Here is a 16,879-nt window from a genome sequence, read left to right on the forward strand (position 1 = left end):
TGATGCATTCCCATCGGGCCAGGCGCCATGCTTCGACCGACGCCATACCGCGCCATGCGGAGCCCCGTTCCCCAGTGGGTATGCCTCCGGTAACCGTCCGGACCGGAACCGGCCACATCCCGTATGCGTGAGAGGAGCCGCCGTGCACGACGACCGACTGCTGGTGGAGGGGCGTCTGGAGCGGGCGCTGGGGCAGTTCATCCGGCCCGCGCAGTACGCGGCGCGGGTGCCGCTGGGGCTGGACGTATGGCACGCGCCGGGCGAGCCGGTTCCGGTGGCGGAGGCGTTGCGGGCCGCGTACGAGCCGTTCGCGGTGGGTGAGGCCTGGGGGCCGCCGTGGTCGACGAGCTGGTTCCGGCTGACGGGCGAGGTGCCCGGGGAGTGGGCGGGCCGGCGGGTGGAGGCGGTCATCGACCCCGGGTTCGGCGGCGACGGGCCCGGCTTCCAGGCGGAGGGGCTGGTCCACACGGCGGACGGCGTACCCCTGAAGGGGATCCATCCACGCAACCGGCACATCCCCGTGGCCGCCCCGGCGCAGGGCGGCGAGCAGGTACGGCTGCTGCTGGAGGCGGCCGCCAACCCGGCGGTGCTGCGGGACTTCCGCCCCACCGACCTCGGCGATGTCCGCACCGCGCCGCCGCACCCCCTGTACCGCTTCGCCGCCGCCGACCTCGCCGTCCTCGACGAAACCGTCTGGCATCTCGTCCTGGACATCGAGGTGCTGTCGGAGCTGATGCCCGAGCTGCCCGCCGACCGCCCCCGCCGGCACGAGATCCTGCGGGCCCTGGAGGACATGCTGGACGCGCTGGACCTGCACGACGTCGCGGGAACGGCGGCCGCCGGACGGGCCGCGCTGGAGGACGTACTGAGCCGCCCGGCCGCGGCCAGCGCCCACCGCGTCTCGGCCACCGGGCACGCCCATATCGACTCCGCGTGGCTGTGGCCGCTGCGCGAGACCGTGCGCAAGGCCTCCCGGACCTTCGCCAATGTCACTCAACTGGCAACGGAATACCCGGAGTTGGTGTTCGCGTGCTCCCAGGCGCAGCAGTACGCGTGGGTCAAGGAGCACCAGCCGGACATCTGGGAGCGCATCAAGGAGGCCGTACGGCGGGGCAACTGGGCGCCGGTCGGGTCGATGTGGGTGGAGTCCGACGCCAATCTGCCCGGCGGCGAGGCGCTGGCTCGGCAGATCGTGCACGGCAAGCGCTTCTTCCTGGAGGAGCTGGGGGTGGAGACCGAGGAGATCTGGCTGCCGGACTCCTTCGGCTACACCGCCGCCTTTCCGCAGCTGGCGCGGCTGGCCGGGGCGAAATGGTTCCTGACCCAGAAGCTGTCGTGGAACCAGAGCGACAAGATGCCGCACCACACCTTCTGGTGGGAGGGCATCGACGGCACCCGCGTCTTCACCCACTTCCCGCCCGTCGACACCTACAACTCGCAGCTCCACGGCCACGAACTCGCCCACACCGAGCGCAACTTCGCCGAAAAGGGCCGCGCCACCCGCTCCCTGGTCCCCTTCGGCTGGGGCGACGGCGGGGGCGGCCCGACCCGGGAGATGCTGGAGCGGGCCCGTCGGCTGCGTTCCCTGGAGGGCTCACCGCGCGTCACGGTCGAGCCGCCGGCCCGGTTCTTCGACGCCGCCCACGAGGAGTACGGGGCGGCGGCGCCGGTCTGGTCGGGCGAGCTGTATCTCCAGTACCACCGCGGTACGTACACCTCGCAGGCGAAGACCAAGCAGGGCAACCGGCGCAGTGAACACCTGCTGCGGGAGGCGGAGCTGTGGGCGGCGACGGCCGCGGTGCGGGGCGGCGGCCGCGGGGCGTACGCCTACCCGTACGACGCCCTCGACCGGCTCTGGAAGACCGTTCTGCTGCATCAGTTCCATGACATCCTGCCGGGCTCGTCCATCGCGTGGGTGCACCGGGAGGCGCGGGCGACGTATGCGGCGGTGGCGACGGAGCTGACGGAGATCATCGAGGGGGCGATCGGGGCGCTGGGCGGGGCGGCGGCCGGGGCCGCAACCGGGGCGGACGCGGTGCCGACGGTGTTCAACGCCTCGCCCTACGACCGGGACGAGATCGTCGAGCTGCCGACGGGGGCGCCGGAGAAGCGCACCGCCGTCCCCGTCCATGTGCCCGCGCTGGGCTCGGCGACCGTCCGGCCGCCCGGCCCGCACTCCCCCACGCCGTCGCCGGCGTCCGTGCGGTCGAGCACCGACGCGCAGGGCGCCATCACCCTGGACAACGGACTGCTCCGCGTCCGCATCGACGCCGACGGCCTGCTGACCGCCGTGCGCGATCTGCACGCCGCACGCGAGGTCCTGGCCCCCGGCGCCCGCGGCAATCTGCTCCAGCTGCACCCGGACCACCCCACCAAGTACGACGCCTGGGACCTCGACCGGCACTACCGCCACCGCGGCACCGATCTGACCGACGCCGAGTCCGTCGAGCTGGTGACGACCGGGCCGCTGACCGCCACGGTACGGGTGACCAGGGCATTCGGCGCCTCGCGCATCGCCCAGGACCTGACGCTGCGGGCCGGCTCCCGCCGCCTCGACATCCTCACCGACATCGACTGGCGCGAGTCCGAGAAGGTCCTCAAGGCCGCCTTCCCTCTCGATGTGCACGCCGAACGGTCCACCGCCGAGGTGCAGTTCGGACATGTGCACCGCCCCACCCACGCCAACACCAGTTGGGACGCGGCCCGTTTCGAGATCCCCGCGCACCGCTGGCTGCGCGTCGCCGAGCCCGGCTACGGCGTGGCGCTGCTCAACGACTCGACGTACGGCCATGACGTCACCCGTACGCCGCATGCGCAGGGCCTGGGCACGACCGTACGGCTGACGCTGCTGCGCGCCCCGCACAGCCCGGATCCGGAGACCGACCAGGGCAGGCACCGCTTCACCTATGCGCTGCTGCCGGGCGCCGGGGTGGGCGACGCGGTCGCCGAGGGCCTGGCGCTCAACCTCCCCCTGCGGACCGCCACCGCGCCGCCCGTACCGCCGCTGATCCGCATCGACCACCCGGCCGTCACCGTCGAGTCGGTCAAGCTCGCCGAGGACCGCAGCGGCGATGTGGTGGTGCGGCTGTACGAGTCGCGGGGCGGCCGGGCCACCGGCACCCTCGCTCCCGGATTCGCGGTCGAACGGGCCACCGTGACCGACCTGCTGGAACGCCCCCTGCGGGAGGAGGAGGGAGGGCCGACGTCCGACATCACGGTGGAGCTGCGCCCGTTCCAGATCCTGACGCTGCGGCTGCGGCCCCAGCGCCGGCCCCGTAGCTGACCGCGCTCGGTACCCGACCTCCGGGGTCCACCGCTCCGCCTACATCCGGGGAATGTTGCGCAGGTTGGAGCGGGCCAGCTGGGCCATCCGGCCGACCCCGCCCGCCAGCACGATCTTCCCGGCCGACAGTGCGAAGCCGGACACCATCTCCGCGCTGATCTTCGGCGGAATCGACAGGGCGTTGGGGTCGGTGACGATGTCCACCAGCGCCGGGCCGTGGTGCCTGAACGCCTCGCGCAGCGCGCCGCGCACCTGCTTGGGCTTCTCCACCCGCACGCCGTGCGCCCCGGCCGCGCGGGCGATGGCCGCGAAGTCCGGGTTGCGGTTGGTGGTGCCGTACGAGGGCAGACCCGAGACCATCATCTCCAGCTCCACCATGCCCAGGGAGGAGTTGTTGAAGAGGACGACCTTCACCGGCAGGTCGTACTGGACCAGGGTGAGGAAGTCTCCCATCAGCATGGAGAACCCGCCGTCGCCCGACATCGAGACGACCTGCCGCCGGCGGTCGAGGAACTGCGCGCCGATCGCCTGCGGCAGCGCATTGGCCATCGAACCATGGCTGAACGAACCGATCACCCGGCGCCGGCCGTTGGGGCTGAGGTAGCGGGCGGCCCAGACGTTGCACATGCCGGTGTCGACGGTGAAGACCGCGTCGTCGGCGGCCTCCTCGTCCAGGACGGATGCGACGTACTCGGGGTGGATCGGGAGGTGCTTCTCCACCTTGCGGGTGTAGGCCTTGACCACCCCCTCCAGCGCGTCGGCGTGCTTCTTCAGCATCCGGTCCAGAAACTTCCGGTCCGTCTTCGGCCGGACCTTGGGGATCAGACAGCGCAGCGTCTCGCGGACATCGCCCCATACCGCGAGGTCGAGCGTGGTGCGGCGGCCGAGGTGTTCGGGGCGGACGTCGACCTGGACGATGGTGACGTCGTCGGGAAGGAAGGCGTTGTAGGGGAAGTCGGTGCCCAGCAGGATCAGCAGATCGCACTCGTGGGTGGCCTCGTAGGCCGCGCCGTAGCCGAGCAGCCCGCTCATGCCGACGTCGTACGGGTTGTCGTACTGGATCCACTCCTTGCCGCGCAGCGCATGCCCGACCGGGGACTTCACCCGTTCCGCGAACTCCATCACCTCGGCGTGCGCGCCGGCCGTGCCGCTGCCGCAGAACAGCGTGACCTTGCCGGCCTCGTCGATCATCCGGGCCAGCTTGTCGATCTCGGTGTCGCCGGGGCGTACGGAGGGGCGCGAGGTGACCAGGGCGTGCTCGACGGCGCGCTCGGGGGCCGGCTCGGCGGCGATGTCGCCGGGGAGGGAGACGACCGCGACGCCGCTGCGGCCGATGGCGTGCTGGATGGCGGTCTGCAGTACGCGGGGCATCTGCCGGGTGCTGGAGATCAGTTCGCTGTAGTGGCTGCACTCGGCGAACAGGCGGTCGGGGTGGGTCTCCTGGAAGAAGGTGGTGCCGATCTCGCTGGAGGGGATGTGGGAGGCGAGGGCGAGCACCGGGGCCATCGAGCGGTGTGCGTCGTAGAGGCCGTTGATCAGGTGCAGATTTCCGGGCCCACAGGAGCCGGCGCAGGCCGCGAGCTTGCCGGTGAGCTGCGCTTCCGCCCCGGCGGCGAAGGCCGCCACCTCCTCGTGCCGGACCTGGATCCAGTCGATGGCGGAGTTGCGGCGGATGGCGTCGACGACCGGGTTCAGGCTGTCGCCGACGACGCCGTAGAGCCGCTGCACCCCCGCCCGCACCAGGATGTCCACGAACTGCTCGGCGACGGTCTGCTTGGGCATGGCGGCCGGCTCCTCCCGACGGTGCTGCGCCTCGGACGGCACTCGGCCCGCCTACCCGCCGCACCAGGACTCCCACACCCCGACGGCCGTCCGGTCCTTCGTATGGCCCTGGACGGCAACTGCGGCGGCGTCCGCCGGGGCGCGCGTCCGTGCCGCGTCCGGCAGGCTTGGGCCATGAGAGAGCGCAGGGCACGGACCGTCACATGAGTGTGTGGCAGTTGGTCGCGGTCGGCCTGGTCCTGCTGCTCGGGCTGCTCGGGGTGCTGATGCCCGGCATTCCCGGGCCGCCGATCGTCTGGGCCGGGGTGCTGTGGTGGGCGCTGACCGAGCGGACCGGCGTCGCCTGGACGGTCCTGATCGCGGCCACCGCTCTGCTGCTCCTCAACCAGGCCCTCAAATGGCTGCTCCCGGCCCGCAACCTCCGCGCCGCCGGCGCGCCGTACCGCACGCTGCTCCTGGCGGGTCTGGCCGGCATCGCCGGGTTCTTCCTGGTCCCGGTCCTCGGCGGGCTGCTGGGCGCCGTCGGCGGCCTCTACGCCCTCGAACGGGTGCGGCTCGGCAGCCATGGCGACGCCTGGGCCTCCACCCGTACGGTCATGCGCGCCATCGGTCTGAGCGTGCTGATCGAGCTGTTCGCCTGCCTGCTGGTGGTCGGGGCCTGGATGGGCGCCGTGCTCGCGAAGTGAGCCGCGTACGGCACGGTCGTCGCTACGCGGCCGCCTCGCCCGCCCCCGGGATCTCCCCCTCCGCCCGCAGCCCGGCGCGCCACAGGTGATGCAGCGCATACGCCCCCCACGGCCGCCATGCGTCCGCCACCCCGGCCGCCCCGAAACCGGCCCACACGTCCGGGTCGCCCATCCCGCGCATCCGGATGTACGCCGCCGCCCGCGGCCCGGCGCCGGGGAGGGCCGCCAGCGCGCGCTCGGCGACATTCCGGTCCGCGCCCGCGTCCAGCACGATCTCCCCGGCGGCGAGCGCGGCGCACAGTGCGCGTACCGGCGCCGCCACGTCCGCGCCGGTCAGCTCGGTGGGCCCCGGGAAGAGATGGGTGAGCCCCCCGTCCGGCGCATCCAGCGGCTTCCCGTACGTCCGCACCAGCTCCGCGGCACGCTCCGGCGGCCCGCCCAGAACCGTCCGGACGGCCAGCTCCTCCGGGTCCACGGCGCCGGGCGACCGCAGCCCGGGGCGCTCCGCCACCAGCGGGCCGAGCAGCGGGTCGGCGCCCAGCCGCTCGGCGACCGCGTAGGGGTCGGCATCCAGGTCGAAGAGGCGGCGCAGCCGCTGGACGGCCGTCGCCAGGTCCCGGAGATCGGTCAGCCGCAGCCGGCACTCCAGCCAGCCGCCGTCCGCGCCCCGGTCCGCCGGGCAGACCAGCCCGGCGGGTGAGATGCGCCGCGACCGCGCGCCGCCGCATTCGTCGACCTCCGCGGTCCCGGTGCCGTAGTCGAGCCGCAGCGTACGGCGGTAGGTGCGGCCGCCGCGCGGGCCCCGCATCTCCTCGACGCCCGGCACCGCCCGCACCTGGAGGAAGTCGAACATCTCGGCCTCGGCGCACGGCCCCCGATAGGCCAGCCGGACCGGAATCCCGCCGGCCGCGCTCCGTGCCGTGCCGCGGACCGCCGCCGCCCTCAGCTCGCTGGGCGTCCCGGCGTAGATCTCCCGCATCGTGTCGTTGAACTGCCGGATGCTGGCGAACCCGGCCGCGAAGGCCAGCTCCGTGACCGGCAGCTCCGTGGTCTGGAGCAGCACCCGGGCGGTGTGCGCCCGGCGGGCCCGCGCCAGCGCCACCGGGCCGGCGCCGAGCTCCGCGGTCAGCTGCCGCTGCACCTGCCGCGCGCTGTACCCCAGCCGGCGCGCCAGCCCGCCGACGCCCTCCCGGTCGACCACGCCGTCCCCGATGAACCGCATGGCGCGGCCGACCAGGTCGGCCCGTACGTTCCACTCCGCCGACCCCGGCACGGCGTCCGGCCGGCACCGCCGGCAGGCCCGGAACCCGGCGGCCTGCGCGGCGGCGGCCGACGGGAAGAACCGCACATTGACCCGCTTGGGGGTGACCGCGGGGCAGCTCGGCCGGCAGTAGATCCCCGTGGTCCGCACCGCGAAGAAGAACTCCCCGTCGAACCGCGCATCCCGACTGGACACCGCTTCGTACCGGGCCTCGTCACACATCACGTCGTCGCGCACCCTCCCAGTCTGCGCCGCCCGCACCGCCGCTACCGGCGGAAATCGGACGCGGCGCTGGTGCGACGCCCCGAGCCTGCCGGGGCCCGGCACCGCGGGCCCCGGCAGGCTCGGCCTCCGCTACCCCCGCGAGCCCCGCTTCCGCTCGCCCATGTGCCGGCCCAGCGCCTGCTTCTGCTTCCAGTCCCGCCGGATGTCCGCCCGTACCCGGGCGTCCGTCTTCGCCACGATGCGCAGGTTCTCGCGCCGCAGCTTCCGGAAGCTCTCCAGCCGGCGCTCGGGCAGCGCCCCGTCCTCGATGGCCGCCAGCACCGCGCAGCCCGGCTCCGTCTCGTGCGCGCAGTCGGGGAAACGGCACTCCTCGGCCAGCGCCTCGACATCCGAGAACGTCCGCGCCAGCCCGGTCTCCGCGTCCCACAGCCCGACGCCGCGCAACCCGGGGGTATCGATGAGCACCCCGCCCCACGGCAGCGCCAGCAGATCCCGCGTGGTCGTGGTGTGCCGCCCCTTGCCGTCCCGGTCACGGATGGCCTGGACATCCTGCACGTACTCGCCGACCAGCGCATTGGCCAGTGTGGACTTGCCCGCACCGGACCGCCCCAGCAGGACGGACGTACCCCCCGCGAGCACCGCGGCCAGCGCCTCGACCCCCTCTCCGGTGGCCGAGCTGACCCCCAGCACCTGCACTCCCGGGGCCACGGTCGCCGCGTCCTCGACCAGATGCGCCAGCCGGTCCGGCCCCCCGGCCAGATCGGCCTTGGTCAGCGCCACCAGCGGCTGGGCCCCGCTCTCCCAGGCGAGGGAGACGAACCGCTCGATGCGGCCCAGGTCGAACTCCTCCGCCAGCGAGACGGCGATCACCGCATGATCGACGTTCGCGGCGAGGATCTGCCCCTCCGACCTCTTGGACGAAGTGGACCGCACGAACGCCGTGCGCCGCGGCAGCAACGCCCGTACGACGCCGTCGACATGGTTGCCGGCCCGGCCGTTCTCGAGGTCGATGACGGCCCAGTCCCCGGTGCACGGCACCTTCATCGGATCGCTCGTCGCCACCAGCGCGGTATCCGCCAGGACGGTTCGGACGCCGTCGCCCGTGCCGTCACCGTCTCCGGCGCTAGCGGCCACTACGGCGTCCACGCGCCCGCGATCCACGCGGACGATACGGCCGGGCACAATCCCCTGCCCGGCATAGGGGGTGAAATTCTCCGCGAAACCTTCGTCCCAGCCATAGCCGGACAGCGGGTGCGCAGCGGAGAGAGTGTGGTCGAACAACGGGATGACCCTTCGAAAAGGAGTGGTCCCGGCTCCGCGCACCACGCGCGAAAGAGAGAAATGACGTCAAGTCAGCCGGAGACCACGGGGGTGGAATTGATGAACTCCTGAATGCGGGCAGCACCCTTCACAGCGACAGTCATCAGTACTCACCTCCGGATTCCTCGATACGGCCGACGACGGCGGCTTCGTGCCGCCCTCCGCAACGTCGCCGAGCCTAGACCGGCCCGCGCGGCGGCGCACTTCATTTTCCCGGTCGCGATCGGCGACCCGGTGAGGCGCCCCGAGTACCCCCAGGGCACCGCCGAGCGGACGGGGGGACGGCGTGGCTGCGCCGCCCTCGCCGCCCCCTCGCTCGTGACGCGTCGTGGAACGTCAGTCGCGATCCCCCAAGTAGTCGGTGACGATGCAGCCGTCGACCTCGCCCTCGTCGGCGGTCTTGCCCGGCGGCGCCTGGAAGCCCGGGGAGCAGTTGAGGAACAGCAGTCCGGCCTTGAGGAGCCTGCTCCGCTGGTCGTCGCTGCCCGGGTCGACGGCGAAGTCGTCGCCGATCATGAGATCGTCCTCTTCGCCCTTGCCTTGCTTGATCGAGGTCTGGAACGCCTCCATGTCCTCGATCGTGAGGAAGTCGACGTCACCGTCGCTGCCGACCGGGTCGGAGCATTCGCCGCCGCCGTTGATGCCCGTCAGGCCCATGGCCTGCACCTGCTGCACCTCGCGGGGCGTGGCGAGGTCGATGCTCTCGCAGGCGAGCGTCGACGTGAGGAAGTCCGCGGCTTCCTGCGGCGAACCCGCGGAGGGCAGGCTGCCGCAGGCGGAGACCGAGGCCAGGGCGAGAACGGTGCCTGCGGTGGCGAGTATTCGATGGAATCGCACGACGTCCCTTTGCAGATGTGGCTTTGAATCGAGCGCGCCGACCTGAGGCGGCGGCGCCCCGGCTGCGGGGGCGAAGAAAGCCACCTGCTCTCCCCCGTTTCCCCCGGCCGTCATCAGTTGACCGGGACATGGTAAAGGAAATCCCAAGTCTGCGTTCGCCGCTGGAAGCCGGTGAACCCACCCACCGATCGGGCTTCCGGTGTTCGCGGTGCCCATGGGCGACACCGCCGAGGGGCCGGGGATTCCTCCGCCGTCACCCGGTGGCAGCCGGCCGCTCCCGCCACCAGTCCACCGTCGCCGCGATCTGCTCGTCGACGGGGGTGGCCCGTACCGTGAAGGCGGCTTCGTACGCGCGCGAATCGGCGACGAACGGGCGGTCGAACTGGTAGCGAATCTCCTTCAGTTCGCGGATCAGCGGGGAGAAGAGCGAGACGACGCTCAGCACGGCCGGCGGCAGCGTGCGCACCGCGACCGGTCCCGTTTCCGCCCGGGCGGCGAGACGGTCGACCATCTCCCGGGTGGACAGCGCGGGCTCCGTCGGCACGTGCCAGGCGCGGCCCCAGGCCCGTTCCTCGCCCGCGACCTCGACCAGGGCCCGAGCCACATCGGGGAGATAGGTCCAGCTGTGCGGGGCGTCCGGATCCCCGAGCGTGGAGACCGGCTTGCCGCGCAGCAGTCGTGGCACGACGCGGGCGGCCAGGTGCCCGCCGTCGGTCACGCCGGGCCCGAAGAAGTCCGAGGCCCGCACCTCGACCGCCTTGATGCGGCCCTGCTCGTGCAGCTTTTGCGCCTGCTCCCAAACGGCCGCGCGCACCCGCCCCTTGGGGCCGGTCGCCGCCAACGGCAGGGCCTCGGTGAGGGGACCGTCCACCGGACCGTAGCCGTAGAGGTTGCCCAGCATGACCAGGACGGCGCCGGTCGCCTCGGCCGCCGCGCAGAGCGACGAGGCCAGCGGCGGCCACTCGCTCGCCCAGCGGTGGTAGGGCGGTGCCGCGCAGCTGTGGATCGCGGCCGCGCCCTGCGCGACCTCGATCAGTCGCGTGCTGTCGGCCGCGTCCGCTGCGACGTGCTCGATGCCGGGCTCCGGGCTTCGGCCCGATGTGGTGACGACCCGTACGGAATGGCCCTTCTCGACCAGCAGCCGAGCGGTGGCGGCCCCGGCGGGCCCGAATCCTATGACGACATGAAGGCTCACGCGCGCACAGTAGCGCGCGCGTGTTCCGCTCTTCCCGCGTCGGGTGCGTCAGAGGTGTACCCACCGCGGGGATCGCCCGTTGCCAGCGGGTGGCTGCCCCGGGTGTCACGCGCGGGGCGGGTGACCTCGATGTTCCCAACCCCTCAGTGGTGCGGCGGAGTTGCTGCCCGGTCCCGTCCATCGGGTCGTTGTGCGGGGCGTGCGCGCGGCCTCCGCCGGGGAGGACGCGCGCGCACGCCCGGCCGTCATCGAGCGGCCTGCTGCAACCGCCCTAGCGACGCCACCAGTTGGTCCACCTCCTCCGCTGTGTTGTACAGCGCGAGCGAGGCGCGGGCCGCGCTCTCCAGTCCGTAGTGGGCCAGGGCCGGCTGGGCGCAGTGGTGGCCCGCGCGGACGGCGATACCGTCGCGGTCCAGCCAGTCGGCGATCGCGGCGGGGTCGTGGCCGGCGAGGGTGAAGGTCAGTACGGCGATCCGGTCGGGGGCCGAGCCCAGCAGATCGAGTCCCGGCACCGCGGCCAGGGCCTGCTGGGCGTAGGCCATCAGGGAGGTTTCGTACGCGGCGATGGCGTTCCGGTCGAAGGAGGTCAGCCAGTTGAGCGCGGCCAGCAGGCCGACCACGCCGGAGATGTGCCCGGTACCGGCTTCCAGCCGGTGCGGGACGGGGGCGTAGGTGGTACGGGTGAAGTCCACCGACTCGATCATGTTGCCGCCGCCCTGCCACGGCGTCATCTCCCGCAGGATCTCCGGTTTGGCGTACAGCGCGCCGATGCCGGTGGGGGCGAACAGCTTGTGGCCGGAGAAGGCGTAGAAGTCGGCGTCCAGGTCCTGGACGTCCACGGGGAAGTGCGCCACCGCCTGCGCGCCGTCGACCAGCACCTTGGCTCCGTAGCGGTGCGCGAGTGCGGTCATCTCCCGTACCGGCGGGACGGTGCCGAGCACATTGGACGCCTGGCTGACGGCCACCAGCCGGGTGCGTACGGAGAGCAGGTCGGCGTAGGCGTCGAGGTCGATCCCGCCGTCCGGCCGGAGGGGTACGGGCACCACCCGGGCCCGGGTCTCCTTGGCGACCAGCTGCCAGGGGACGATGTTGGAGTGGTGCTCCAGCACCGGCACCAGGATGTCGTCGCCGGGGCCGAGGTTGCCCCGTCCCCAGCTCTGGGCGACGAGGTTGATCGCCTCGGTGGTGCCGCGGACGAAGACGATGTCGTCCGGGGACGGGGCACCCAGGAACCGGGCGACCGCCGCCCGGCCCGCCTCGTACGCCTCGGTGGCTTCCCGCGCCATGGTGTGCGCGCCGCGGTGGATGTTGGAGTTGGCCGCGCCGTAGAAGCCGGAGAGCGCCTCGATGACCTGGCGCGGCTTCTGGGTGGTGGCGCCGTTGTCCAGCCAGACCAGGGGGTGGCCGTTCACGGTGCGGTGCAGGATCGGGATGTCGCGGCGGGCGTCCTCGGGGGCGAAGCCGCCGGGCCGGCGGGGCGCCCCCTGGGCCGGGACGGCGGGGCCGACCGCCGGGACGGCCCCGGCCGCCGCCGGCGGGTCGGTGTCCGTCACCGGCCGCGCCGACCGCTCAACGTCAGGAATAGTCATGGTAGTTGGACACCTCGACGTTCTGGAGCACCGCCAGCGCGTCCTCCACGAGCACCGCGCTGTTGAAGTACGCCGTCATCAGATACGAGGTGATGCCCTTCTGGTCGACGCCCATGTTCCGCATCGCCAGGCCGGGTTCGACCTCGTCCGCGATCTTCGCGGGGCGCAGCCCGATGACGCCCTGTTCGGCCTCGCCGACGCGCATCAGCAGGATCTCGGTCGTACCGATGCCCGCCCGGCCGGAGAATCGCACCTTGTCGGAGGGGAGCAGCGGGACGCCGCGCCAGGTCAGCAGCGGGCTGCCGAAGCGGTTGTCGATCACCGGGGGCACGCCCCGGCGGGTACATTCCCGGCCGAACGCGGCGATGGCCCTGGGGTGGGCGACGAAGTAACCGGGCTGCTTCCAGACCCGCGTCAGCAGTTCGTCGAGGTCGTCCGGGGTCGGCGAGCCGGTGCGGGCCTGTACGCGCTGGCCCGGGGCGACATTGTGGAAGAGCCCGAATTCCGGGTGGTTGAGCAGCGAGGCCTCCTGGCGCTCGCGCAGCGCGTGGACGGTGAGAGTGGACTGGGCCCGGGTCTGGTCGATGGGCCCGTTGTAGAGGTCGGCGACCCGGGTGTGCACGCGCAGCACGGTCTGGGCGAGGGTCATGTGGTACTCGCGGGGGGTGTCCTCGTAGTCGACGAAGGTGCCCGGGAGGTCGGGTTCGCCGACGTGACCGGCGGTCAGGTCGACGGGTACCTCGGCGCCCGGCAGCACCCCGTCCGTGGCGAGGTAGGCGTCCATCGCGCCCCGTAAGCCCGCGTCGCGGTCGCAGAGCCCGGCGAGCACGCTGCGTTCGACGCACAGCGCCACGCCGGGGGTGAGCGCCCGGACGCGGTACGGCATGGCTTCGGCGCGGGTCCAGGCGTCGAGGTCGAAGAACTGGCCGTCGCCGATCACTTCGAGCACCGCGTCCTCGCCGTACCGGCCGCTGACCCGCTTCTCGGCCCGGCCCTGGACGAGCACCCACAGCCGGTCGTGGGCGTCGCCGTCCTGGGCCAGCATCTGCCCGGACTCGAAGGTGACCTCCGTGAAGGCGCCCGCGAGTTCGGCCAGCAGCGCGTCGTCGGCGTCCCGCAGATACGGCAGTTCTCGCAGGTCGCCGGGGATGATGCGAGGCGATCCCTGATCGGTGTGGGTGCTGATGCGGTCGTCGCCGAGGACGTAGGTGCGGCGGCGGTTGACGCGGAAGACGCCCGATTCGACGTCCACCCAGGGCAGGGCGCGCAGGAGGTAGCGCGGGGTGATGCCGCGCATCTGGGGGCTGGTCTTGGTGGTGGTCGCGAGCTGCCGTGCGGCATCCGGGGCGAGACTCATCCGATCGTTCACGGGGACCTCCTTGAGGACATGCCGGCATGCCGGACGGCCGGCGCACGGCCGTTCACGACATGGGAACGGTTGCGATCGTGCGGGCGGAATGTGCCCCCCGCAAGGAACCGTTCGCCGGGCCGCGGCCGGAAACGCCCGGTCCTTCGAATCGACGATTCCGCATATGCGTGCGACTACCGCGTGCGGCATGCCCGCCACCACGAGCGGAGCTACCGGAATCTCCGTTCCGGCGCGTCCGGAAACGCCTCTGCGTAGGCGAGAGGCGACCTGATTTACCCTCATAAGCGCGCTTTGGCAATTACAAAGAGGGACTTATGAGCCTCCATGAGTGCTCCATGCCACCCCCCGTGCGCCCTCCCTCACGTCGGTGGTCGCCTCGGGGCGGCGGGCAGTGCCAGACAGGGGACATGACGGGACATTTTGGGCAATCGGGCGCCGGGCGGGAGGGCGTCGGGGCCCAGGCATCGCCGCCTCCCTCCCCGGAGCGGCGCCTTCGCTCCCCCGCCCGGTACCTGCGCTCCCTGCTGAGCGTGCACACCGTCGCGGGCCAGGTGTTCGTGCTGCAGCTGGGGCTGGTGGTGCTGCTCGTCGTCGCGGCCGTCGTCGCCCTCGTCCTCCAGGCCCGGGGCGCGGTCCTGGAGGAGGCCCGTCAGCGCTCGGTCGTCGGCGCCGAGACCTTCGCCCATGCACCGGGGACGCTGGCCGCCATGCAGTCCGACCGCCCCAGCGCGCTGCTGCAACCGCAGGCCGAGGCGGCCCGGAAGGCCTCCGGGGTGGACCTCATCGTCGCGTACAGCCCGCAGGGGATCCGCTGGACGCACCGGGACCCGCGCCTGATCGGCAAGCACCTCCCCGGCCACGTCGCGGAGCCCAGCGACACGAGCCGCACCGAGACGTTCACCACCACCCTCGGCCCCGCCGTGAACACCACCGTCCCCGTCAAGGACGCAGGCGGCAAGGTCGTCGGGCTGGTCACGGTCTCGATCACGGTCCACCACACCGACCAGCAGGTGAGGGGGCAACTGCCGCTGCTCCTCGGCTCCGCGGCCGGCGTGCTGCTGCTGGGCACGGGCGGGGTCGCGCTGATGAAACGCCGGCTGCGGCGGCAGACGCACGGCCTGGACCCGGCCGAGATGCGCCGGATGTACGACCACCACGACGCGGTGCTGCATGCCGTACGGGAGGGCGTGCTCATCATCGGGAGCGACGGGCGGCTGCTGCTGTGCAACGACGAGGCGCGGCGACTGCTGGACCTGCCCGCGGACGCCGAAGGGCACCACGTCGCCGACCTGGGCCTGGAGCCGCGGATGGGCGCGCTGCTGGCCTCCGGGCGGACGCTCACCGACGAGGTGCACCGGGCCGGCGACCGGCTGCTGGCGGTGAATGTGCGCGAGACCGCCCCGTACGGCGGGCCGGCCGGAACCGCCGTCACGCTACGGGACTCCACCGAGCTGCGGGCGCTGGCGGGCAAGGCGGAAGTGGCCCAGGAACGGCTCAAGCTGCTGTACGACACCGGGATGCGCATCGGCACCACGCTGGATGTGACGCGTACCGCCGAGGAGCTGGCCGATGTCGCGGTGCCACGGTTCGCCGATGTCGTCACCGTGGAACTGCTGGAGCCGGTGCTGCACGGCGCCGAGCCGCCGTGGGGGACCACCGCGCTGCGGCGGATGGCCGTCAGCGGGGCGGCCCGGCAGGACGCGCCCCGCCACCCGGCGACCGAGCTGATCACGTCGCTGCCGACCGCGTCCATGACCGCGGAGACGGCGGGCGACCCGCCCTCCCCGCGCAGCCGCCGGCCGGCCGCGCCCGCCGCCGGCGAACCGGACCCCGACTACTCGGCCCTCGACATCGACATCGGCCGCTCGCTCCCCGAGACCAACCGCCCGGTCCTCGAACGCGACCTGCGGACGGCGGACGGCTGGCGGGCGCAGGACCCCGAGGCGACCCAGCGGGTCCTGGACCAGGGCATCCGCTCCCTGATCAGCGTCCCGCTACGGGCCCGGGGCGCCGTCCTCGGCCTGGCCAACTTCTGGCGCGGCGAGGCCTCCGGGCCGTTCGAGGAGGAGGATCTGTCGTTCGCCGAGGAGCTGGGCGCGCGGGCCGCGGTCTCCCTCGACAACGCCCGCCGCTACACCCGCGAGCACGCCACCGCCGTCGCCCTGCAGCGCCGCCTGCTGCCGCAGACGCTGCCCGAGCAGTCCGCGCTGGACGTGGCGTTCCGCTATCTGCCCGCGCGGGCGGGGGTCGGCGGCGACTGGTTCGACCTCATCCCGCTGCCCGGCGCCCGGGTCGCCCTCGTCGTCGGCGACGTCGTCGGGCACGGGCTGCACGCCGCCGCCACCATGGGCCGGCTGCGCACCGCCGTCCACAACTTCTCCGCCCTCGACCTGCCGCCCGACGAACTCCTCGGTCATCTGGACGAGCTGGTCGCCCATATCGACGCCGACGAGACGCGCGAGGGCAACGGCGCCGCCATCACCGGTGCCACCTGCCTGTACGCCATCTACGACCCGGTCACCGGCCGGGCCACCCTGGCGCGGGCCGGCCATCCCGGGCCCGCGCTGGTCCGCCCCGACGGCACCGTCTCCTTCCCCGACGTCCCCGTCTCGCCGCCCCTGGGCCTGGGCGGCAGCGTGCCCGTGGAGACGGCGGAGCTCCCGCTGCCGGAGGGCTCCCGGCTGGTGCTGTACACCGACGGCCTCGTCGAGGCCCGCGACCGCGACATCGACACCGGTCTGGCGCTGCTGCGCGGCGCCCTGGCCACCGGTGCGGACCGCACCCCGGAGGAGACCTGCGCGGCCGTCCTCGAAGCGGTGCTGCCCGAGCGTCCCAGCGACGACATCGCCCTGCTGGTGGCCCGCACCCGGTTGCTGGAGCCCGACCGGATCGCCGAGTGGAACGTCCCCTCCGACCCCGCCGCGGTCTCCCCCGTACGCACCGGATGCACCCGCACGCTGGAGTCCTGGGGGCTGTCGGACATCGGCTTCACCACCGAACTGATCCTCAGCGAGCTGCTCACCAACGCCATCCGCTACGGCACCCAGCCCATCCGGGTGCGCCTGCTCCACGACCGCTCGCTGATCTGCGAGGTCTCCGACGGGACCAACGCCTCCCCGCATCTGCGCCGCGCCGCCACCACCGACGAGGGGGGCCGCGGCCTGTTCCTCGTCGCCCAGTTCGCCGAGCGCTGGGGCACCCGGTACACACCCGGCGGCAAGGTCATCTGGACCGAACAGTCGCTGGACGACGGCGACCGGGTACCGGGCCCCGACCTCACCGACGCCCTCCTGGACCAGTGGGACGAACCGGCGCTGTGACGAAGGCGGCGG

The 16,879-nt window shown here is 72.9% G+C and carries 10 protein-coding genes; 3 read left to right on the top strand and 7 right to left on the bottom strand.

What is annotated here, in order from left to right; translation table 11 throughout:
• The first annotated feature begins 142 nt into the window (after nt 1-142).
• Nucleotides 143-3,283, top strand: coding sequence for an alpha-mannosidase (locus tag ACIGWZ_RS29755; protein WP_400069789.1), 3,141 nt, complete (start codon nt 143-145; stop codon nt 3,281-3,283).
• Nucleotides 3,284-3,322: 39 nt separating this feature from the next.
• Here ACIGWZ_RS29755 and ACIGWZ_RS29760 read toward each other — a convergent pair whose 3' ends face one another.
• Complete coding sequence (locus ACIGWZ_RS29760) at nt 3,323-5,065, bottom strand: pyruvate dehydrogenase (protein ID WP_400069790.1); 1,743 nt, start codon at nt 5,063-5,065, stop codon at nt 3,323-3,325.
• A 203-nt stretch (nt 5,066-5,268) separates the two neighbouring features.
• Here ACIGWZ_RS29760 and ACIGWZ_RS29765 point away from each other — a divergent pair, with 203 nt between their 5' ends.
• On the top strand, nt 5,269-5,751 hold the full coding sequence (locus ACIGWZ_RS29765) for a DUF456 domain-containing protein (RefSeq protein ID WP_400069791.1): 483 nt from the start codon (nt 5,269-5,271) through the stop codon (nt 5,749-5,751).
• 22 nt (nt 5,752-5,773) lie between these two features.
• On the opposite strand, the gene ACIGWZ_RS29770 is transcribed toward ACIGWZ_RS29765, so the two are convergent.
• The 6 genes from ACIGWZ_RS29770 to ACIGWZ_RS29795 form a co-directional block, all read right to left on the bottom strand.
• Nucleotides 5,774-7,234: a DNA-3-methyladenine glycosylase 2 family protein gene (locus ACIGWZ_RS29770; RefSeq protein WP_400069853.1), complete on the bottom strand. Its 1,461-nt coding sequence runs from the start codon at nt 7,232-7,234 to the stop codon at nt 5,774-5,776.
• A gap of 132 nt (nt 7,235-7,366) precedes the next feature.
• Nucleotides 7,367-8,518, bottom strand: coding sequence for a ribosome small subunit-dependent GTPase A (gene rsgA, locus ACIGWZ_RS29775; RefSeq protein ID WP_400069792.1), 1,152 nt, complete (start codon nt 8,516-8,518; stop codon nt 7,367-7,369).
• 375 nt (nt 8,519-8,893) lie between these two features.
• A complete protein-coding gene (locus tag ACIGWZ_RS29780) occupies nt 8,894-9,394 on the bottom strand; it encodes a hypothetical protein (protein WP_400069793.1) in 501 nt (166 codons plus the stop codon).
• Nucleotides 9,395-9,647: 253 nt separating this feature from the next.
• On the bottom strand, nt 9,648-10,589 hold the full coding sequence (locus tag ACIGWZ_RS29785) for an NAD-dependent epimerase/dehydratase family protein (protein ID WP_400069794.1): 942 nt from the start codon (nt 10,587-10,589) through the stop codon (nt 9,648-9,650).
• Nucleotides 10,590-10,834: 245 nt separating this feature from the next.
• Nucleotides 10,835-12,178 (bottom strand): SufS family cysteine desulfurase, encoded by a 1,344-nt coding sequence (locus ACIGWZ_RS29790; protein ID WP_400069795.1) that lies wholly within the window; start codon nt 12,176-12,178, stop codon nt 10,835-10,837.
• Nucleotides 12,165-13,547 carry a family 2B encapsulin nanocompartment shell protein gene (locus ACIGWZ_RS29795; RefSeq protein WP_400069796.1) on the bottom strand — a complete coding sequence of 461 codons (1,383 nt, stop codon included), beginning with the start codon at nt 13,545-13,547 and terminating at the stop codon, nt 12,165-12,167. Before ACIGWZ_RS29795 ends, ACIGWZ_RS29790 begins: the two co-directional genes overlap by 14 nt.
• 407 nt (nt 13,548-13,954) lie before the next feature.
• Between ACIGWZ_RS29795 and ACIGWZ_RS29800 the strand changes: the two genes are divergently transcribed.
• Nucleotides 13,955-16,867 (top strand): SpoIIE family protein phosphatase, encoded by a 2,913-nt coding sequence (locus ACIGWZ_RS29800; RefSeq protein ID WP_400069797.1) that lies wholly within the window; start codon nt 13,955-13,957, stop codon nt 16,865-16,867.
• Nucleotides 16,868-16,879 lie beyond the last annotated feature (12 nt).

Source organism: Streptomyces sp. NPDC053427, assembly GCF_044544985.1.
GTDB lineage: Bacteria > Actinomycetota > Actinomycetes > Streptomycetales > Streptomycetaceae > Streptomyces.